19 protein-coding genes and 1 riboswitch are annotated in these 20,430 nt (G+C 49.4%); of the genes, 6 read left to right on the top strand and 13 right to left on the bottom strand.

The window, feature by feature from the left end:
* Positions 1-181 precede the first annotated feature (181 nt).
* The 4 genes from panF to NST70_RS03340 all read right to left on the bottom strand — a co-directional run bounded on the left by panF (position 182) and on the right by NST70_RS03340 (position 4,706).
* A complete protein-coding gene (gene panF / locus NST70_RS03355) occupies positions 182-1,636 on the bottom strand; it encodes a sodium/pantothenate symporter (protein WP_342475741.1) in 1,455 nt (484 codons plus the stop codon).
* A complete protein-coding gene (locus tag NST70_RS03350; RefSeq protein WP_017551968.1) occupies positions 1,633-1,905 on the bottom strand; it encodes a YhdT family protein in 273 nt (90 codons plus the stop codon). Before NST70_RS03350 ends, panF begins: the two co-directional genes overlap by 4 nt.
* A gap of 407 nt (positions 1,906-2,312) precedes the next feature.
* Positions 2,313-3,200 carry a UTP--glucose-1-phosphate uridylyltransferase GalU gene (galU, locus tag NST70_RS03345; RefSeq protein WP_013858519.1) on the bottom strand — a complete coding sequence of 296 codons (888 nt, stop codon included), beginning with the start codon at positions 3,198-3,200 and terminating at the stop codon, positions 2,313-2,315.
* Between the two features lie 3 nt (positions 3,201-3,203).
* Entirely contained in the window at positions 3,204-4,706 is a 1,503-nt protein-coding gene (locus tag NST70_RS03340) for an NAD(P)H-hydrate dehydratase (protein WP_168985919.1), read from the bottom strand.
* Between the two features lie 148 nt (positions 4,707-4,854).
* On the opposite strand from NST70_RS03340, the gene NST70_RS03335 reads away from it, so the two are divergent.
* The 5 genes from NST70_RS03335 (at position 4,855) to thrB (ending at position 9,778) form a co-directional block, all read left to right on the top strand.
* Entirely contained in the window at positions 4,855-5,259 is a 405-nt protein-coding gene (locus NST70_RS03335; RefSeq protein WP_035189447.1) for a DUF4064 domain-containing protein, read from the top strand.
* A gap of 341 nt (positions 5,260-5,600) precedes the next feature.
* The gene (locus NST70_RS03330) at positions 5,601-6,380 is read left to right on the top strand and encodes an arginase family protein (RefSeq protein ID WP_035182353.1); all 780 of its coding nucleotides are present in this window, start codon (positions 5,601-5,603) and stop codon (positions 6,378-6,380) included.
* Between the two features lie 116 nt (positions 6,381-6,496).
* Positions 6,497-7,792 (top strand): homoserine dehydrogenase, encoded by a 1,296-nt coding sequence (locus NST70_RS03325; RefSeq protein WP_014095997.1) that lies wholly within the window; start codon positions 6,497-6,499, stop codon positions 7,790-7,792.
* 4 nt (positions 7,793-7,796) lie between these two features.
* On the top strand, positions 7,797-8,861 hold the full coding sequence (gene thrC, locus NST70_RS03320) for a threonine synthase (protein WP_014095998.1): 1,065 nt from the start codon (positions 7,797-7,799) through the stop codon (positions 8,859-8,861).
* Positions 8,858-9,778 (top strand): homoserine kinase, encoded by a 921-nt coding sequence (gene thrB / locus NST70_RS03315; RefSeq protein ID WP_110133845.1) that lies wholly within the window; start codon positions 8,858-8,860, stop codon positions 9,776-9,778. Before thrC ends, thrB begins: the two co-directional genes overlap by 4 nt.
* 30 nt (positions 9,779-9,808) lie before the next feature.
* Here the strand turns inward: thrB and NST70_RS03310 are convergent, their stop codons facing one another.
* The 5 genes from NST70_RS03310 to NST70_RS03290 all read right to left on the bottom strand — a co-directional run bounded on the left by NST70_RS03310 (position 9,809) and on the right by NST70_RS03290 (position 15,138).
* Positions 9,809-10,558 carry an ABC transporter ATP-binding protein gene (locus tag NST70_RS03310; RefSeq protein WP_013858512.1) on the bottom strand — a complete coding sequence of 250 codons (750 nt, stop codon included), beginning with the start codon at positions 10,556-10,558 and terminating at the stop codon, positions 9,809-9,811.
* The gene (locus NST70_RS03305) at positions 10,555-11,553 is read right to left on the bottom strand and encodes an ABC transporter substrate-binding protein (RefSeq protein ID WP_035189444.1); all 999 of its coding nucleotides are present in this window, start codon (positions 11,551-11,553) and stop codon (positions 10,555-10,557) included. The genes NST70_RS03310 and NST70_RS03305 overlap by 4 nt, the downstream gene beginning before the upstream one ends.
* Positions 11,550-12,347 (bottom strand): ABC transporter permease, encoded by a 798-nt coding sequence (locus tag NST70_RS03300; protein WP_035182360.1) that lies wholly within the window; start codon positions 12,345-12,347, stop codon positions 11,550-11,552. The genes NST70_RS03305 and NST70_RS03300 overlap by 4 nt, the downstream gene beginning before the upstream one ends.
* Positions 12,298-12,621, bottom strand: a complete 324-nt coding sequence (locus tag NST70_RS03295; protein WP_013858509.1) for an MTH1187 family thiamine-binding protein — start codon at positions 12,619-12,621, stop codon at positions 12,298-12,300. The genes NST70_RS03300 and NST70_RS03295 overlap by 50 nt, the downstream gene beginning before the upstream one ends.
* An 81-nt stretch (positions 12,622-12,702) precedes the next feature.
* Positions 12,703-12,805: riboswitch (TPP riboswitch) on the bottom strand.
* A gap of 845 nt (positions 12,806-13,650) precedes the next feature.
* Complete coding sequence (locus NST70_RS03290) at positions 13,651-15,138, bottom strand: amidase (RefSeq protein WP_342475737.1); 1,488 nt, start codon at positions 15,136-15,138, stop codon at positions 13,651-13,653.
* Positions 15,139-15,261: 123 nt separating this feature from the next.
* On the opposite strand from NST70_RS03290, the gene NST70_RS03285 reads away from it, so the two are divergent.
* Positions 15,262-15,738, top strand: a complete 477-nt coding sequence (locus NST70_RS03285; protein ID WP_014096004.1) for a general stress protein — start codon at positions 15,262-15,264, stop codon at positions 15,736-15,738.
* 162 nt (positions 15,739-15,900) lie between these two features.
* On the opposite strand, the gene prpB is transcribed toward NST70_RS03285, so the two are convergent.
* The 4 genes from prpB to NST70_RS03265 form a co-directional block, all read right to left on the bottom strand.
* Positions 15,901-16,827 (bottom strand): methylisocitrate lyase, encoded by a 927-nt coding sequence (gene prpB / locus NST70_RS03280; RefSeq protein ID WP_014096005.1) that lies wholly within the window; start codon positions 16,825-16,827, stop codon positions 15,901-15,903.
* A 15-nt stretch (positions 16,828-16,842) separates the two neighbouring features.
* A complete protein-coding gene (gene prpD / locus NST70_RS03275) occupies positions 16,843-18,300 on the bottom strand; it encodes a 2-methylcitrate dehydratase (RefSeq protein ID WP_014096006.1) in 1,458 nt (485 codons plus the stop codon).
* 152 nt (positions 18,301-18,452) lie between these two features.
* Positions 18,453-19,574, bottom strand: a complete 1,122-nt coding sequence (mmgD, locus tag NST70_RS03270; protein ID WP_017551979.1) for a citrate synthase — start codon at positions 19,572-19,574, stop codon at positions 18,453-18,455.
* A gap of 278 nt (positions 19,575-19,852) precedes the next feature.
* A complete protein-coding gene (locus NST70_RS03265) occupies positions 19,853-20,227 on the bottom strand; it encodes a DUF956 family protein (RefSeq protein WP_014096008.1) in 375 nt (124 codons plus the stop codon).
* Positions 20,228-20,430: the final 203 nt, after the last annotated feature.

Raw genomic sequence — 20,430 nt, 5'->3', positions numbered from 1 at the left:
GCAACGAAAAATTTTTTAGATCTGGGCCGAGAGGATGATTCGTCCCGGCCCGATTGATTCTTATTTTGCAGCTTTTTCCGGACATCGCACATTTTTAGCTAAAAATTTCAATTTGAGGCGCCTGTTTACTCGGCCCCAATAAGTCGCAATGACGCGTGTCAATTGAACCGGTACTTTTACTTTATGCCCCATCGCGTTCAGCCCGAATGGCAGCTCTCTTGCGCCCGAAGAGAAGGCTCGCCGCGATAAACCCGGCGCAGGAAATAAGGACCGGCAGCACCACTGTATGCAATCCGAACGGGTTTGGATGCAAGCGGTCCAGCAGAATGTACGAGCCCATGCCGAGTATCATAGAACAAACCGCGCCGTACTTGTTTCCTTTATTCCAGTACAAGCCGAAAATCACCGGCCATATAAAAACGGATTCCAGGCCGCCAAAGGAAAACAAGTTGAGCCATATGATCAATTTCGGCGGGCTGAGCGACAACAGCACGACAATGACGGCAATCGCTGCGGTCACGCTGAAACTTGCCGCTTTCATCTGTTTTTCGGATGCGTCCGGCTTCACGTAATTCAAATAAAGGTCTTTGACGAGCGCAGAGCCGACGAGAATAAGCAGTGCATCAACGGTGGACATAATCGCGGCCATCGGGGCGGCAAGCACGATACCGGCCGGCACAGGCGGCAGCACTTTCATCGTTAACAGCGGCATAACCGTATCGGGCACTTTCACACCCGGCATGACAGCACGTGCCATCACGCCAATAAAATGCATGCCGAACATAATAAACCCAATGACAATGGTACCGATGATGATCGCCCTGTGCATCGCCCGGGAATCTTTGTAGGACATCGCACGGACCGTAATTTGCGGCAGGCCGACGACACCAATCCCGACCAAAATCCAAAACGACGACACATAGGCAGGGCTCAGGCTGTGCCCATGTCCGAACGGCGTAATCAGATCCGGGTCCTCTGCAGCAAGTTTGTGCATAATCGGTTCCATCCCGCCGCCCGCTTTAATGGTTGCCACCAGTAAAATAAGCGTGCCGAGAAACATGACCGTGCCCTGGACTGCATCTGTCACCGCCACTGCGCGAAATCCCCCGACTACGACAAACAGCGTAACAGAAGCGGCAAAAATTAGGAGCGACGCCGTATACGACAATCCGGTCAGCGATTCAACAAGGCGCGCACCGCCGATCCACTGTGCCGTCATCGATGAAAACAGAAAAATAATAATGCTTGCTGCCGCCAAAATGACGACGGCATCACTTTGATAACGGCTTTTTAAAAAGTCAATCAGCGTCACCGCCTCATATTTGCGTGCCATAATCGCAAATTTTTTCCCGAGCACCATCAGGACAAAATAGCCGGTTGAAAGCTGTGCCATAGAAAGAAGCACCCAGCCAAGCCCCTGTGTGTACGCCACGCCCGGGCCGCCGATAAAGCTGCTGGCGCTCCCGTATGTCGCCACCATCGTCATCGCGAGGATAAAACCGCCGAGCTGCCGTTTTCCGAGAAAATATTCCTGTACAAAAGATTGCGTTTTGATCACGTATTGATTGGCCCAAAAACCAACGGCAAAAATAATGAGCAAAAAAATGAGCAGTGGTGCCAATACCGGCCAGTTCATGGCTTATCCCCCTCTTCATCATCGAAAGGGATATCCTTAAAAAAGAACTTCACAATGAAGATGACAAGCGCCGTCACGACAATATACCCGGCAATGCAGCTGTAAAAAAACCATGATGGCATGCCAAATATATAATGATACTGTTTGGCCGGCCGTGAACCGAGGCCGTAAGCAAAACCGTACCACCAGAGAAAATTGAACAGCACAAGCCCGACGCCGATCCATGCTTCTTTGTGCGCCTGTTTAAATCTTTTGTCATCTGTTTTCAAAATGTGCCATCCTTTCCTTACTTTTGCTACTATCTTACATCTTTTTCATCCGGCCGTGTGATTTTCACCATGAATCAGGTTTGTTTTGCATAAAAGCACTGGAACTTGCAAAATAAGCCGAACGAAACTGGATTCCTTTTCATGGTTGCCAGAAACAACCTCTCTTCTGATCGTCATTGATTTTGACGCGAAAAACTTCATTTCATTCTATATAAGTTGAGCTTAAGTTACATCAAGCCCGAGCGCCAATTTGCACGATGACGATTTTTTACAGCAGGCAACAAAAGCTGCGATATTTTAGCTGGAACTTCGGGTTGTATCCCGATCCCCATCGCACAGCCCGATAAAAAACGCCTGCGTTCGCATATTTCGCGAAACAGGCGTTTTTACCGGCAGACCTGCAAGTTTCAGATCTGATGGTTTTGAATTCTCCATTGCAAATCTTCCAAATACCGGAGCAAATCATCGCGCAGATCTTCCCGGGAAAGCGCCATTTCAATCGTCGATTTGATAAACCCGAATTTTTCGCCGACGTCGTAGCGTTTCCCTTCATAAGCATAGGCATACACTTTTTGGATTTCATTCAATTGTTCAATGGCATCGGTCAGCTGGATTTCACCGCCTGATCCCGTCTTCTGCAATGAAAGGAAATCAAAAATCTCCGGTGTTAAAATATACCGCCCGATAATGGCGACATTTGACGGCGCTTCCTCCACTTTCGGCTTTTCTACAAAGCCTTTCACATCATAAATTCTTCCCTTTTGATCGAGCGGGTCAATAATCCCGTAACGGTTTGTTTCCTCACGCGCGACTTCCATGACGGCAATCACGCTGGAATGGACCTGTTCATAAACATCGATCATTTGTTTCAGGCAAGGCGGTTCAGCTTGGATAATATCATCGCCAAGGAGCACGGCGAACGGCTCATTCCCGATAAATTTGCGCGCACACCAAATCGCGTGGCCCAGTCCTTTCGGTTCCTTTTGCCGGATATAATGGATATCCACTTCTGCAGGCTGGCGCACTTTTTCAAGCAGATCAAATTTTTTCTTTGCGATCAAATTGTCCTCAAGCTCAAATGCGTGGTCAAAATGGTCTTCAATCGCCCGTTTCCCTTTCCCGGTTACGATGATGATATCTTCAATGCCGGAATCAATGGCCTCTTCCACAATATATTGGATTGTCGGCTTATCGACAATCGGCAGCATTTCTTTCGGCATTGCCTTCGTCGCCGGCAGGAAACGTGTTCCAAGCCCCGCTGCCGGGATAATCGCCTTCTTGATTTTTTGCATCATTTGTCACCTCTTTATAAAACGGTCACCGTTTCCTAAACCCGGCGCTTTCCCTGCATCTTTTGCGGCCGTTTCCAATTGGTGCATCACTTTGGGAAGCAGCCGGGAAAATTCATGGGCAGTGAGTGTAGCGGACCCGTTTTCCCGGATCCACAAGTCTGCGCATGCCCCGTGAATATAAACGGCATTGGCAACCGCTTCCTTGATATTAGCATACGTGCATATATTTGCCAAGAGCATGCCGGTTAATGTATCACCGCTTCCGCCTTTTGCCAGGCTGCTGTTGCCGGTTGTGTTTACATAGCCGCTGCCATCCGGAAAAGCCATCACCGTGTACTGCCCTTTTAAAACAACGATGACCCCGTGTTCCTGTGCATATGCGGAAGCAAGCCTGATCCTATCTGCAGCGATTTGCCCGGTCGGTATGTCCGCCATCCTTGAAAATTCCCCCGGATGCGGCGTTAAAACGACCGGCGCCGTACGTTTCGGGTATGCCCTTTTATGTAATGCCCCGGCATCGAGGACAACAGGAAGTGGTTCTTTTAAAACGCCGTGAATGAAAGACTCCAGCTGCTCATCCGGCTCAATCCCGGGACCGATGGCCACCCCGGCAAATTTCTGCCCCAAATCGTTAAGCCGCTTTGAAAAATCCCTTTTTAAATAAGTCGCTTCCGGAACGAGTGTAGCGATCACATTCCGGGCACCGCTTTCCGTAAAAACGGAGAGTTTCCCGATCCCCATCCGCATGGCGCCGATCGCAGCCAGTGCCGCACTGCCCGGCATACCGTCACTCCCGGCAACCAAAAGCCCGGTCCCGAATGTGCCTTTATGGACATTGCCGCTTCTTTCGGGGAGCGAACGGATGACATCTTCTTCTGACCAAATTTTCCATTTTGAAGTATGCGGCAGACCGATCCCGACAGCCTTTGTTTCGCCGAAATAAGCGGAAGAAGGGAATAACAGGCTGGACGGTTTCAAACCATGAAGAGAAAACGTATAATCTGCGTGTACGGTATGCGGATCGGCATCACCCGTATCCCCCGCCACTCCCGTCGGTACGTCAATGGCGGCCACTTTTGCCTTCCGGGTATTGATCCAATCGGTTACTTCTGCAAGATCATCCCTGAGCGGCAGCCTTGTACCAACGCCAAGCAGCCCGTCTGCGATCCAGTCATAATGTTTCTCACGGTCAAAAGGGGCTGCTTCAAAGCCGCACGATTGAAAATAGGAAAAATGCTGCGCAGCCTCTTTCGTTTGCGGCGGGCCTAAAGGAAAGATCAAATCCGCGTTGTATCCGTTCAGTTTTAAATAGCGGGCAAGTACGATCCCGTCCCCACCGTTATTCCCTTTGCCGGAAAGCACCGCAATCGTGTCGCGTTTGGAAAGGAGCGGCGCAAGGGCGCGGTACAGACCGCTTCCGGCATTTTCCATCAGCGTAAACGTATCCATGCCGAAAGAAGCTGCATTTGCATCGGCTTCCTTAATTTCTTTGCTTGTATAAATTTGCATGGCCAAACACCCCCGTTCTCATAGTTTTATTGTAACACTGCTTGAATGCGACAACATAAAATTTCTAATTTCCGAATCCTTTTTTTGTTTTTTTCGTATTTATGGAAGGGAATGGGTTTTATAGACAAGAAAGAAAGGGGTGGTAAAAATGAAACGAACTGCTGAAATTGTACTGAGCATCATTGGCGCGGTGCTAAACGGACTTGCCACAATCCTCGTTATCTTCTTTACGATAGCCATGAAAAGCCAAAGTATTATCGACCAGCTGAAAAATGATGCCTCCATACGGGAAGCCGACTTTCAAACAGTCCTTCATACGATCCAGGCGCTCGGCTGGGGAATTGCTGTGGTGCTTATCATCGGAACGGTGATCGGCATTGTCGCCGCTGTTCAACTGAGGAATAACAAAAGGCCGAAGCTGTCAGGCATTTTGCTTATTATCGGTGCATTGCTTGTGTTCTTTTTCACCGTCGGATTCGGGGTGCTCCCGGCGCTGCTTTACCTGATTGCGGGCATTTTGAGCCTCGTGCGCAAACCGCCGGTCATCGTTTAATCGTTTAATAGAGCATGAGCCTTCCTGCATGAGGGAGGCTTATTTTGATGCAAAAAATAAATACGGCCAAGCGCGATTCCGCCTTTCATGCCAGCTAATCCGGCAATTAAAAAAGCCGGATGAAGATTTCCTGTCAAACGGAACACGGGAGCACGGCGTTTGCCGGTGGCCGTTTCAAAAATTTACCTGTATCATCATCTTCCCGCTCCTTCCCGCCTGAGCCGGAAACGATGCGTGTTTCAAAAAAATGTGATAAAATCATAATAAATCGTTTCAATATTCCGCCATTCAAAGGAACCTGCTTCAACCCGTTCTGTGAATTCTTAAAGGAGATGAAAGAGATGGGTTTATTGCATAAAGGTGTCACGATATTGGCTTTTGACGAAACGTATGATGAACAAAAAAGGATCCAGTCTTTTCCCCATGAAACTATTAATCTGAAACATATCCGCCATACCAATCTTTTTTGTGAAAAACAGGCGCTTTTCCAAATTGAAACGGCACTGGACCGCCGCAAACAAAAAGGCATCACCTTTCTTGGAAGTGGCAACTACCATTATGTGACCTCCCTGCTTTTAAAAAAAGCGCCGAAACCGTTCACCCTTGTGCTGTTCGACAACCATCCGGACATGGACGACAGCTTTGAACAGACACTGCTATCATGCGGGTCGTGGGTATCCTACGCCTTAAAAACGAACCCGCTGCTGAAAAGAGTTGTCATCATCGGCCCGACTTCTTTCAAAACACATCGCCGCCCGCCACAAACCGTCCAAATTTTTCCTTTTAACGGCCGGAATCTTGAAAACCGGAAACGGATTTTATCCGCCATTCCAACAGATACCGTCTATATCAGCATTGACAAAGACGTCCTTTCCCCGGCTTTTGCCGAGACAAACTGGGATCAGGGGAGGATGGGCAAGCAGGAATTGCTGTCCTGTATTTCGGCCATTCTCGATCAAAAGCAAGTATTCGGCATCGATATATGCGGGGAAACCGCAGTCTCGCCGGCTGAACGCTTTCTCCCGCATGCATTTGAAATAAGCCAAAAAAACGACGCCATGAATGCTGAAATCCTCGAAGTTTGCCTGGAGCGGCACCCGCAACCAGCACTGCACGTCTGATTCTTTTTCTTACTTTTTAAAAAAGAAAGACTTGATCTTCCTCTGTAATCATGCTTTAATGTCTATTATACAAAGACATTTGTTTTCTGTAAAAATACATAAAGAGGTGTGATCAAATGAAATCGGACGTTTCAATCGGACTGCTTGGACTCGGAACCGTTGGCTGCGGCGTTGTCAAACTGATCCGGCAGCATCAGGAGGAACTCGTCCATCAGCTTGGGCGTGAAGTAAAGGTGAAACGAATTCTCGTGCGCGACACCGAAAAGGACCGCGGTGTAGACATTGATCCCGCCTCTGTCACTACAAATCCCGATGAGATACTAAATGACCCGGAAATCGATGTCGTCGTTGAAGTGATGGGCGGAATTGATGAAGCCCGCCGGTACATTGTCAAGGCGATTGAAAATAAAAAACATGTCGTGACCGCGAACAAAGATTTAATTGCTCTCTATGGCCCGGAGCTTCAGGAACTGGCCTGGAAAAACCAGTGTGACTTGCTGTATGAGGCAAGCGTCGGCGGCGGCATCCCGATTATCAGGGGGCTTACAGACGGCCTTGTTTCCGACCGGATCCAAAAAGTGATGGGGATCGTCAACGGGACAACCAATTTTATTTTGACCAAAATGATGGATGAAGGCGTTTCTTATGACGAGGCGCTGAAAGAGGCACAGGAACTTGGTTTTGCCGAAGCTGACCCGACATCAGATGTGGAAGGCCTGGATGCGGCAAGGAAAATGGCGATTTTGGCAAGGCTCGCATTCTATACAAATGTGAAACTTGAAGATGTGGAAGTGGAAGGCATTACCCATCTTTCATCCGCAGATTTGCATTATGGGAAAACGCTCGGGTATACGATGAAGCTGATCGGCTTGGCGGAATGCCAGGATGAACATATTGAAGTGAGCGTGCAGCCGGCGTTTATCGCCCAAAACCACCCGCTTGCTTCCGTGAAAAACGAATTCAATGCCGTTTATATTAACGGGGAAGCAATCGGCGAGGCAATGTTTTACGGGCCCGGCGCCGGAAGCATGCCGACTGCGACCGCGGTCGTGAGCGATTGTATTGCCGCGATTAAAAACATGCAGCTCGGCGTGAACGGCCGGAACCTCAGGGGCCCGCGCTTTGAACGGAAACTCATGCCGCCTGAGCAGCGCTACGGGCAATTTTATATCCGTATGCATTTAAAAGACCAGGTCGGCGCATTTTCAAAAATTACAGCCGCCTTCAGCGCGCTCAATATCAGCTTTAAACGGATTTTGCAGACGCCTGATAAACGCGATGAGCTTGCGGAAATCATCATTGTTACCCACAAAGTGTCGCTCGACCGTTTCCAAAAGGCGCTCGAACAGTTAAATGAAATGCCTGTTGTCAAAGAAGTGAACAGCTACTACCGTGTTGAAGGAGAGGCATAAAAACATGAATCAATGGCCAGGATTACTCAAACAGTACAAATCATTTTTACCCGTCACAGACAAAACACCGGAACTGACATTATTTGAAGGCAATACGCCGCTTATCCCGTTTGCCCGCCTCTCGGAAAAGCTCGGCGTGGAATTGTACGGAAAATTTGAAGGTTTGAACCCAACCGGCTCTTTTAAAGACCGCGGCATGGTGATGGCGGTTGCGAAAGCGATCGAAAACGGCAGCAGGTCCGTTATCTGCGCCTCCACCGGCAACACTTCCGCTTCTGCGGCCGCCTATGCCGCAAAAGCCGGAATCCGGGCAATCATCGTGATCCCGAGCGGAAAAATCGCGCTTGGCAAACTGGCACAGGCCGTTATGTACGGCGCTGAAATCGTGGAAATTGATGGCAATTTTGACCAGGCGCTTAAAATCGTCAGGAAAGTAAGCGAAACTTCGCCTGTTACACTTGTAAACTCGGTTAACCCTTACCGGCTGGAAGGCCAAAAAACGGCAGCTTTCGAGATTTGTGAGCAGCTGGGTTCAGCACCCGATGTCCTTGCCATCCCGGTCGGCAATGCCGGAAACATCAGCGCGTATTGGAAAGGATTCAAAGAGTTCAATGAGAAATTCGAAACCGGCCTGCCGGAAATGCACGGCTTTGAAGCGGAAGGCGCAGCTGCCATCGTCCGGGATCGGGTGATCGAAAACCCGGAAACGGTCGCAACCGCGATCCGGATCGGCAACCCGGCAAGCTGGAAACTGGCTGTCAACGCCCGCGATGAATCAGGCGGCGTGATTGACTCAGTGTCAGACCCGGAAATCCTTGATGCGTTCCGGCTGCTCGCCCGCAATGAAGGAACGTTCGCCGAACCGGGTTCATGTGCGTCCATCGCCGGTGTCATCAAGCAGGTCAAAACGGGACAGATCAAAAAAGGGAGCAAAGTGGTTGCTGTCCTGACCGGAAACGGGCTAAAAGACCCGCAAACCGCCATGTCCCAAGTCGAAGTCCGGCCTGCCGTGCTGCCGGCAACGGAAGAAGCTGTGACAGATTATCTTTCAAATGTGATCCATGTATGAACAGGCTGGTTATCCGCGTCCCCGCAAGCACGGCAAATCTCGGGCCCGGATTTGACTCAGTCGGCATGGCGCTCAACCGTTTTTTAACGCTTGAAGTACGCGATAGCGAGGAATGGGTTTTTGAACAAGTATCACCCCTTTTGCCGCCGCTTCCGAAAGACAGCGACCCTTTTATCTTAAAAATTGCGCGGCAGGTTGCGGATTTATACGGCGTGCAGCTTGCCCCGTGCAAAGTCATTGTTGACAGCGAAATTCCGCTTGCCCGCGGGCTTGGCAGCAGCGCCTCAGCCGTTGTGGCCGGCATTGAACTGGCTAACTTTGCCGGAAATCTCGGGCTTTCGCTTGCGGAAAAGCTGGACATTGCCTCCCGGATCGAGGGGCATCCGGATAATGTCGCAGCATCTTTGTTCGGCGGGCTCGTTGTTTCAGCCGAGCAAGGGGACGGACGAGTCGAAGTCGTGCCGTTTTTTGACATTATGGCGGATTTGCTCCTGTTTATTCCCGGTTATGAGTTAAAAACGGAAGATGCGCGCAAAGTGCTTCCTGATTTTTATGCACGGAAAGAGGCGGTAAAAGGAAGTGCGGCCAGCAATCTTTTTATTGCGGCGCTCATAAGCGGCCAGTACGAACTGGCCGGAAAAATGATGGAACAGGACCGTTTTCACGAGCCGTACCGGACAAAATTGATCCCCGAATTTTTGGAGATCCGCCGGCTGGCCAAATCACTCGGCGCGTACGGGACGGTCATTAGCGGCGCCGGCCCGACGGTTATTTCGCTTGTGCCGTCCGGGCAGGCAGAGGCCATGGCAGAAACGATCCACGCCCATTTTCCGCATGTGCTGGTTGAACCGGCCAAAATTGACCGGACCGGCCTTTCCGTCGAAAAATATGCGGCATCCAATATGCTGAACTTATAAAAAAGGTTTGGAGCATCTCCAAACCTTTTTTTATTTCCCCAAAAATGAGGCAAGTTCTCTTAACAGTTCATCTTTGTCTTTTTTCAACGCATCCGAAGAGAGCATCTCCCATTTCCGCGGGCGCGGCAAATGCACCTTCAATTCGTGAATGATGGCGGACGGCTGCTGCGACATGACAAAAACACGGTCCGATAGCAGCACGGCTTCATCAAGATCATGGGTAACCATAAGAATCGTCTGGTTTCCTTTCTCCCATGATTCGAGCAGCCAGCGGTGGACATCCATTTTAGTAAAAGCATCGAGCTTCCCGAACGGTTCGTCTAGCAGCATAACCGGTTTTTCGCATAAATACGTGCGCAAAAAGCTGATCCGCTGCCGCATGCCGCCGGAGAGCGAGGCGGGATAGTGGCCGGCGTAATCCTCAAGGCCAAACTGCCGGAGCACCTCCATCCCCCGCAAAACCCGTTCCCGTTTCCGCACCCCTTTTATTTCAAGCGGCAAAACAATGTTTTGCAGTGCCGTCCGCCAAGGCAGAAGCAAATCCTGCTGCGGCATGAAACCGGCGGCATCCTGAACCCCATCCGGTTTGCCGTCAAGCAGCACTTTGCCGCCATTCGCCTTTTCAATCCCGGCAATGATATTTAACAGCGTGCTTTTTCCGCATCCGCTCGGCCCGATAAAAGTACAGAATTCACCTTTCCGGATCGTTGCGGAAATGCCTTCCAGCACTTTTTTCCCGCCAAATGTTTTCGTAATACCTTCCAATTGCAAATACGTCATGGCCGGTTTGGAAGAAATTCGTTTGTGTAGGCAGCCTTGATGTTGATTTTTTTCTTAATGACTTTATGGTCATAAAGGAAGTCCATATAACGGCGCCACACTTCTTCCTTCTGTACCCCCCATTCCGCGGCATCGTCCTGGTACTTCGTGCTTAGCCACTTCTGGCTGGCGCGGACAAGCCCTTTATTTGTATCCGGCACGTCCTTAATCAGGATATCGGCGGCCTGTTCCGGGTGCTTGATTGCAAATGTATAGCCTTGAGCCGTAGCCTTCATAAAAGATTTGACAAGAGGTTTATCCCCTTTGGCCAGTTTTTCGCTTGTAATGATGACCGGGCTGTAATAATCAAGCGCAGGGTCGAGATCTTTGACCATGATAAGATTCAGTTTTTTCCCGCTCCGCTCTGCCTGGATGCCGTCCCAGCCGTAATAAATCCATTCAAAATCCGCTTCACGCCCGATTGATTTGAAAAAATCCGTCTGGCCGAGCACAATATTTTTTACTTTGCTGTAGTCGGCGCCATATTTTTCCATGACCGTTTTGATGACGGCTTCTTCAGACGGCGAACCCCAGCCGCCGTAACGTTTTCCTTCAAAGTCTTTCGGAGAAGTGATGTTGTCTTTTTTCAAAGAAGCAAAGCCAGAAGTATTGTGCTGGATAATCGCGGCAATGGACACAATCGGAATTCCTTCCGTCCTTGCCGTGGTGACATTTTCCTGATAGCTGACCCCGAAATCCGCTTTCCCGGAAGCCACCATTTGTTCAGCCGTAATATTGTCCCCCGGCTGGATGATTTTCACATCCAGGCCCTGCTTTTGAAAATAGTGTTTTGTTTTAGCTACATACAGGCCGGTATGATTGGTGTTCGGAAACCAGTCCAGCACAACCGTCACCTTTTGCAGCGCTTTTTTGCTGTTTTCTTTCTGCCCGCTGCTGGTGCATCCAGCAGCAAGCAGCAACATGGCCGCCTGCAAGATGATTAACATTTTCCTCATTGATGATCTTCCTTTCGGTATACCCATGGTGCGGATAGCCTTTGCAAACATTCAACAGCGCCGTATAAAAGAAATGTGAGCCCAATGATGACAGCAGAGATGGCAAACAGGCGGGCCGTCATAAAAGATTTCGTCGCCCTTGTCAGCATGACGCCGAGCCCTTCGCTTGCGCCGAGCCACTCACCGATAATAGCGCCCATCACACTATATGTAACGGCAATTTTTAAACCGGAAAAAAAGTAAGGGAGCACAGCCGGAAATTTGACTTTCCGGTATAGCTGCCATTTTGAAGCATGCATGGTCTTTAACAGTTTCACCAGGTCATCATCCACCGTTTGAAACCCTTCCAGGATGCTCAATGCCAGCGGGAAAAAGCAGATTAAAATGACCACAATGATTTTGGACTGGAGCCCGAATCCGAACCAGACGATTAAAAGCGGCGCAATTGCCACAATCGGAATCGTTTGCGAAACGACCAAAAGCGGCCGGACCAGCATCCGGAAAACGGGAACCATATCCATAAAAACGGCAATCGCTGCGCCAATCACAATGGAAAAGGCTAACCCGATCAATACTTCTTTTGCAGTTTGCCAAATATTGGGCCAAACCATCCATTGCAGGCTTTTCAATTCCTGCCATACTTCCGTCGGTTTTGGCAGCATCCATTCACTGATATGAAAGCCGGCCGTTACCCCTTGCCAGACGAAGAGCAAAAAAATGAGCCAGGCAGCCGTGAGCGCCGTGTTAACGAACCGGCTGCGGCGTTTGTTCGCGATATTTTGCAATTTTTTCATCCATTGTCACCCCGGTGCTTGGCCGGTAATGGATTTTGATCGATGTGAGGACATCAATCGCACCGGCTTGGACGCAAGCATCCTGCGCTTTTTTGATGATCTCAAGCAGCTCGTCAAGATCGCCTTCCATCGTCGTTTCCATTGCCCCGACTTCATAACGTACGCCGGCGTTTTGGACGACTTCGATCGCGCGGTCGACGACACCGTATAAGTCATCACTTTTAATATGCGGAACAACTGAAAAAGAAACCGTTACTTGATTCGATTTTTCCATCAAATTCTCCTCCTTTTTTTCAAATAAAAAAGCTTTCATTGCATGCGCAAGAAAGCCTGTCCATCCAAAACATGCCGAAACATGCTTCAATATGAGACTCCCTACGCTGGCATTATCCAGATCAGGTGAAGGGTCGATGCAAAGCGGCATCCTCTCAGCCAAACCGGCTCCCCTGCTTTTTTTCCTTGTAATTTTATTGTAACATGAAAGCCATCCTTTTTGGCAAAAAATTTTCAATAGGATGGTGCGGTGCGCAAGCCGGCCTTTGCCTGCCTTGGTAAAGATTGGGGCGTTAAGATAGCGGGGATTTTTGACGGCCTTCCTTAACATAGAACGCCTCTACGTTAAGATAGCATGTCTTTTTTTCGGACTTCCTTAACGTAGAACGCCTCTACGTTAAGATAGCATGTCTTTTTTTCGGGCTTCCTTAACATAGAGCGCCTCTATGTTAAGATAGCGGAACTTTTGGGCAGCCTTCCTTAACATAGGACGTCTCTACATTAAGAAAGCATGACTTTTGGGCGGGCTTCCTTAACATAGAACGCCTCTACGTTAAGATAGCGGGCATTTTTTTCGAGCTTCCTTAACGTAGAACGCCTCTACGTTAAGGAAGCGGGACTTTTGGACGACCTTCCTTAACATAGAGAGTTCTACGTTAAGATAGCGGAACTTTTTGCCGGCATTCCTCAACATAGAACGCCTCTACATTAAGAAAGCGGGCATTTTTTTCGAGCTTCCTTAACGTAGAACGCCTCTACGTTAAGGAAGCGGGACTTTTGGGCAGCCTTAACATAGGACGTCTCTACATTAAGAAAGCATGTCTTTTTGTCGAGCTTCCTTTCTATGTTAAGATAAATCCTGCTTTTTTCACCCTTCCTTAACATAGAACGCCCTACGTTAAGATAGCGGGGATTTTTGGTCTCCTTCCTTAACGTAGAGTGACTCTACGTTAAGGTAGCGAGGATTTTTCGCGGCCTTCCTTAACGTAGAGTTCCAACCCGTGCGTAAGTAACGCCGCTTATTCATGCTTTAAAGGCAAGGGTTTCCCTGCATGCCAACCCAAAGTTCCGACTGTTCGAGCGCATAAGCGACATCCAGCAGCCAATGTTCATTTCCTTTCGGCGCAACCAGCTGTACCCCTAAAGGAAGCCCGGCCGCTGTTACATGAACCGGCAGGCTGATCGCCGGCTGCCCGGTTAAATTGGCCAGCTGCGTAAACGGGGAAAACGTTAAGCTCGGTTCAAACATATCATAGACAAGTGCCTGCTGCTTTTCTTTCGGAAGTCCGGTAACGCCAAACAAGCGATCCCGCTCTTTCCCGGTTTGGGTAAGTTCCCCGATTTTCGGTGCCGGAAACGCGGTTGAAGGCGTGATATACAGGTCATAAGTCTCATGGAAAGCAGCCATTTGTGCTGCGGCTTTATCCCACTCCGCAAGGCTCTTTGCGTATTCCGCCGCCGTGACATTTTTCCCGGCAGCATACAAGACCCACGAAACCGGCTCCATATCTTTTTCCGTAAGCGGGCGTCTAAGTGCGCTTTCCAAATCCGAAAGTTCCGCCGCCATTTCCCCGCAGTTCATTAAATAATAGTTTTCCATCAGCCGCCTGCCGTCAACACCGTTTTTGGCTTCTTCCACAAGATGGCCCTCCTGCTCCAGCCATTTTGCCGTTTTATAGACAGCCTGTTTTGCATCGCGGCTGACAGGCGTCCCGACCGGCGATTCAACCGAAAACGCGATCCGGTATTTTTTCGTTCCACTCCGCTCTAGTTCCTTTACATATCCCGGAAAAAGCGGCGTTTGAAAAGCAGCGGCGGGCTCTACCGTTTGTAGCACATCGAGGAGCGCTGCACTGTCTCTGACTGTTTTTGCCAGCACAAAGTCAATAGCCGCCCCTTGCCATTGCCGTCCACGGCCCGGCCCGACCGGTGTCCTTCCCCTTGTCGGCTTTAATCCTGTTAAACTTGTAAAAGAAGCTGGGATGCGGATCGATCCGCCGCCGTCACTTGCACCGGCAACCGGTACCATCCCGGAAGCCACCGCAGCCGCGGAACCACCGCTTGATCCGCCGGGTGAAAAATGGGGATTCCACGGATTGCGCGCCGGACCATAAAGTTCAGGTTCCGTAATATTTTTTAATCCAAATTCCGGTACGTTTGTATGTCCGAGAATGATAAACCCCGCTTCCTTCAATTTTGCCGTAAAAAAAGCATCTTCTCTGGCACGGTTTTGCTGGAGCAGTTTTGATCCGGATGTGAGCAGCTCGCCCTTTACTGCCTGAGAAAGGTCTTTCAGCAAAATCGGCACGCCGGCAAATGGCTGCTCATCTGTACGGAGCGTGGCCGCTTCCTTTTTTGCTTTCTCAAACCGTGTCCGGATGACGGCATTTAAACGCCTGTTTGTTTTTTCAATCCGGGCCATTGCCGCCTCAAGCACTTCTTCCACACTTACTTCTTTTCGCTTTACGAATCCGGCCAGCCCTGTTGCATCATACGATAGATATGCAGATTCTTCCATCTCTCTCCCTCCATTTAATTCTATATTGACTGAATTTTATGGAGATGTCAAAACCTATGAAACTCGTTTAACCCTTTTTCTACCGGGTAAAAATGCACTATCACCATTAGGAGGCAGATAGAGATGGCAAAAGAAGTAGTTGGTATTTACACAACGTTGCAGGAAACGATTGACGTAGTAGACCGGTTGACCGCACAAGGCTACAGCACTTCCAATATTTCTATTATTTCAAACGGGAATGATGGAACTTTATTGAAAAAGCAGACCGGCGCAAATGTGGACCACACCACCACTGTCCAGGATGAACAAAACAGCTCTGTCTGGGAGAAAATCAAAGGGTTCTTCAAGCCGGACTATTATGATGAAACGACAAGAAAACTGACCAATCTGGATCTCCCGCAGGACGAACTGGACCGCTATTCGACTGAAATTGATGCCGGACACTATCTTGTGCTCGTAGACAATGATGCTTCTGCCCTCAATGAAACGGCCGCTCCCAGAACAGCCGATCCTGCCACAGAAGTTTCCGGCCAAACAACGGCATCCGGGTTGAAAAACGAATTTGGCGAAAACTACTCAACGTCGCAAGAAAAAAGGTAGATGTTCGCGAAAAAGTGCTGGATGTCGAAAAAAACCCTTGCATTTAAAATTTTTGCCAAAGCTGTCAGTATCCATTTTGCTTATTGAGTAAGCCCCAAATAGGCCGGCCGCTAAGTTTAAAAGGGCAAACCCGCACGGAAAAGGCGGGTTTGCCCTTTTTCTTTACGTTGATGAGGAAGGATCAGGCGTAACAGGCAGAATCGTTTTAGCGATCGACTGGTCGAGCGCTTCAAATTCCTCTAAAGAAATCGTGCTGTAAAGCTCTTTTCTCGTCTGCATGTCGGAAAGGGCATTTTTTTGCGTGCCTTCGTTTTTGATTTTTTCAAACACCCTTTCATAAGCTTTTGCGGCAACGCGCAGCGAAGTAACCGGATAAATGACCATCGCGTATCCCATTTCCTGAAATTCTTCCGCCGTATAATACGGGGTTTTACCGAATTCGGTCATATTGGCAAGGAGCGGCGCTTTTATTTTTTTCGCAAACAGCCGGAATTCATCACGGGACTCGAGCGCTTCCGGAAAAATCGCATCCGCCCCCGCTTCCACATACGCCTCAGCTCGCGTCAAGGCGGAATCCAGCCCTTCGACGCCTCTTGCGTCCGTACGTGCGACAACTACGAGGTGCGGTGCCACACTTTTGAGCGCCCGGATTTTTTCGCGCATGTCGGATGTCTCCACAAGCTGTTTGCCGTTTAAATGCCCGCATTTTTTCGGAAGCTGCTGGTCTTCAATCTGAACAGCCGCAACCCCTGCTTCAACCATTTCGCGGGCGGTGCGGGCAACGTTCAGCACGCCGCCAAAGCCGGTGTCAATGTCAACAAGAACCGGTAAATCGGTGGCACGCACGAGATCGCGTGCACGTTCCGCCATTTCCGTCAATGTGATCATGCCAAGATCCGGAATCCCTTTGCTCGCGGTATAGGCAGCGCCTGATAAATAAAGCGCCTCAAACCCTGTGTTTTTTGCAATGAGTGCCGCCATTGCATCATGCGCGCCGGGGATTTGCAAAATGCCTGGCGCCTGTATGCGTTCCTTAAACCGTTTGGCAAGCGCCTCCTGTGAAGACGGGTGATTGACAATCCAAACCATGGTGCAACATCCTTTCTACAAGGTGAATAAATTGACGAATTCATGAACGGCCATTTTTTCAAGCGCTTCTCCCGCAAGGCAGGCTTCTTTGATCCTTTCCTGCTGCTTCGCGGAATAGTGGGTGGCGATATTATCCGAAAACTTGGTGATAATTTTCGGGATCGCTTCTTCCCTTCTGAAGCGGTGGCCAAGCGGATACTCGACTTCCACATTTTCAGTTGATGTGCCGTCTTCAAAAAAGACTTGTACGGCATTCGCGATGGAACGTTTATCCGGATCAAGGTAATCGATGCTGTATTGTTTGTTTTCAACAACTGCCATTTTTTCCCTCAATGCATCAATGCGCGGGTCAGCGGCGACTGCGTCTTCATAATCGTCCGCCGTAATATTGCCTTTGATCAGGCCGACAGCCGTCACATACTGGATGCAATGGTCGCGGTCAGCAGGGTTATAAAGCGGCCCTTTTTTATCAATGATGCGGATGGCAGATTCATGCGTTGTAATGGTAATATGCTTGATTTGATCCAGTTTCCCGGCGACAACCGGATGGAGTTTAACTGCGGCTTCTGCTGCCGTCTGTGCATGGAATTCTGCCGGATACGATACTTTAAATAAAACATTTTCCATCACATAGGAACCGAGCGGGCGGGCCAGTTTCAGTTCTTTCCCTTTGAACATCACGTCCTGGAATCCCCACCCGGGTGCGGAAAGCGGCGTTTGATAACCCATCTCCCCTTTCATCGCAATCAGCGCAAGCGCCACGCCCCTGCTGGTTGCATCGCCGGCCGCCCATGATTTGCGCGAACCGGTATTCGGCGCATGCCGGTATGTGCGCAACGGGCCGTTATCAATCCAGGCGTGGGAAACGGCGTTCATGATTTCGTTTTTCCCGCCGCCGAGCATTTTTGTCGCAACAGCAGCTGTAGCCACTTTGACAAATAAAACATGGTCAAGCCCGACGCGGTTCAAACTGTTTTCCAAAGCAAGCACACCTTGGATTTCATGGGCTTTGATCATGCCCTCGAGCACATCGCGCACTTTTAGCGGTGCTTTCCCGTTGGCAACGCGCGTCCGGCTCAAAAAATCCGCAACAGCAAGGATGCCGCCGAGGTTGTCGGAAGGGTGCCCCCACTCCGCCGCGAGCCACGTATCGTTATAATCGAGCCAGCGGATCATGCAGCCAATATTAAACGCCCCCGCAACCGGATCGAGCACATAGGAAGTGCCCGGCACATGCGTCCCGTTCGGCACGGTTGTACCCGGAACGATCGGACCGAGCATTTTTGCACACTCCGGAAAACGGAGGGCGAGAATGCCGCAGCCGAGCGTATCCAAAAGCCCGTAACGCGCAGTCTCAAAAGCTTCGGAACTCGTAATCTCTTTGTCTAGCACATAACGGGCAATTTCTTCTATCAGGGCATCCCGCTCCCCTGTTTTTTCATTTACAGCTGTTGTACCGGCCAATTTAAACATTCCCCTTTCCAAACTTCATCTGCAGTGCAACACCGGGTCCTTAAGACAGCGTTTTACCCCAGCTTTTTGTTCACTTTATCTCTTAATGGTCCCGCCTTTTTAAAACCTCATCTTGCGAATGCAAGCCATCCGGTCGCAGGCCTTTTTAAAACTTAATCTTGCGGATGCAAACCGCGCGGGCCTTTGTATTGGACGCGCGGACGGAACAGGCGGTTGTTTTCATGCTGCTCCATCACATGTGCGCACAGCCCGACCGTTCTTGAACTGAAAAAGATCGGCGTATAAAGCGGAATCGGAATGCCGAGCATCCAATAAACCGGGGCTGCATAATAATCGAGGTTCGGATAGAGCCCTTTTTCCTGCGCCATGATTTTTTCCCCGGCTTCGCACATTTCAAGCAGCGAATGATCCCCTTTTTCCGCACAAAGTTCTTTCAGCGCTTCTTTCATCATCAAGGCGCGCGGGTCCATCTTTTTCATGTAGACGCGGTGGCCGAACCCCATTACTTTTTCTTTGTTTTTCAGTTTCGTATAAAGCATTTCTTCAAATTTTTCCACCGTGCCGGCTTCTTTCAGCATCTCCATCACCGCTTCATTGGCGCCCCCGTGCAGATGGCCCTTGAGCGATGCCACTGCGCCTGTTAACGCCCCGTATAAATCGGACAAGGTGGACGCAATGACCCTTGCCGTAAAAGTCGAATTCGGCAGTTCATGTTCGCTGTACAGGACAAGGGAACGGTCGAAAATCTTTTCTTCCTTTTCCGAAGGGACTTTCCCGGTGATCATGTACAGGAAATTGGCGCTGTACGACAAATCCTGCCGCGGTTCAACCGGGTCCTCGCCATTTAAAAGATGGTAGCTGTTTGCAACAATGTTCGGCACATTCCCGAGCAAATGGTATGCACGGTTTAAATTGGCTTTACGGGAGCGGTCCAGCAGGTTTTCATCATACCCCGCCAGCGCTGAAACCCCTGTACGGAGCGCATCCATCGGGTGGGTGGATGCCGGCAATAGCTTCAAAATGTCCAGCACGGCGTCTGGAATCCGGTAGTTTTTCTTTAAACTTTCTTCCAACGCTTTTTTCTCGGCATCATTCGGGAGCGTGCCTTCAAGAAGCAAATGCACGATGTCCAGATAGCTTTTCGTTTTCGACAACTCAATCAAGTCATACCCCTTTAAAACGATCTCGCCTTGGGCCGTGTCAAGAAAAGAAAGCTCCGTTTCAACAGCGACAACCCCTTCAAGCCCCGGCACAAACTGTGTCGTATTTCCCATCTCCATCCATCCTCCGTTTCTGTATTTTGCCAAAACTGTAAGCACTTACAGTTTTATGTAAAACAAAGTTGCCAATACCCCTGATGCTTTCATAAAAAAACATATCATAATATTTACAAAATGACAACGCCCACAGGCTTTGGACGACGATTCAGAACGGTCCTGTGATCCGGCTTTTCAAACAGCCCGGCTTCAGGGAAACTTTCCGTGCTCTTCCTGCCATTTCCCCGGAACAGCCAACAAAAAAAGACAAGTTTAACCTGCCTTGTCTTTTAAAACTATTGCTTTTTCGGTTTTCTCTTAAAACTGCGCTTCACAACATCGAAGAAACTCAGTGACTGAACCATCCGATTCGGATCCACATATTGGCGGACCGCCCGCAACACCCTTTTCGGATCTTTGGAAGAAAAGGTGTATGTCCCGTTTTTCTTCGTTTTGATCGCATAACGCGGGATCCATTTTCCTTTAAACATGACGGAAGCGATCACGTAATCGACTTCTTCCCAAGGAATTTGAATGTATTTGCGCACATCGCGCTCATTGAAAAATTCAAATCCTTTATCGCCGATCATGATTTTGCCGTAATCTGTCAATCCCATATGCGCGGCTGCCTTTATCACCAAATCCACTTTTGTATTGATTGATTGGACCATTTGATCCACCCCGTTCTTTTCTTTTTGTGGTTTCAAAAATTCATATCTATACAGCTTATCTTGATTTCCGGATCTTCGCTTCTAAAAAGGGTCCTGGTTGACCGGTGAAACGGCTGTACATCGCAATTCTTCCCGCAACCGTATTTGTAAATCCGGGGCAAATCTTCCCCGGCTGGCCTCTCCCTTATTATACGAAGTTTTAC

This window comes from Weizmannia sp. FSL K6-0777 (genome assembly GCF_038593185.1).
GTDB classification, from domain to species: domain Bacteria; phylum Bacillota; class Bacilli; order Bacillales; family Bacillaceae_C; genus Weizmannia; species Weizmannia faecalis.
Note: the sequence above shows the minus strand (reverse complement) of the source record. Positions and strands in the feature narration are given on the sequence as shown.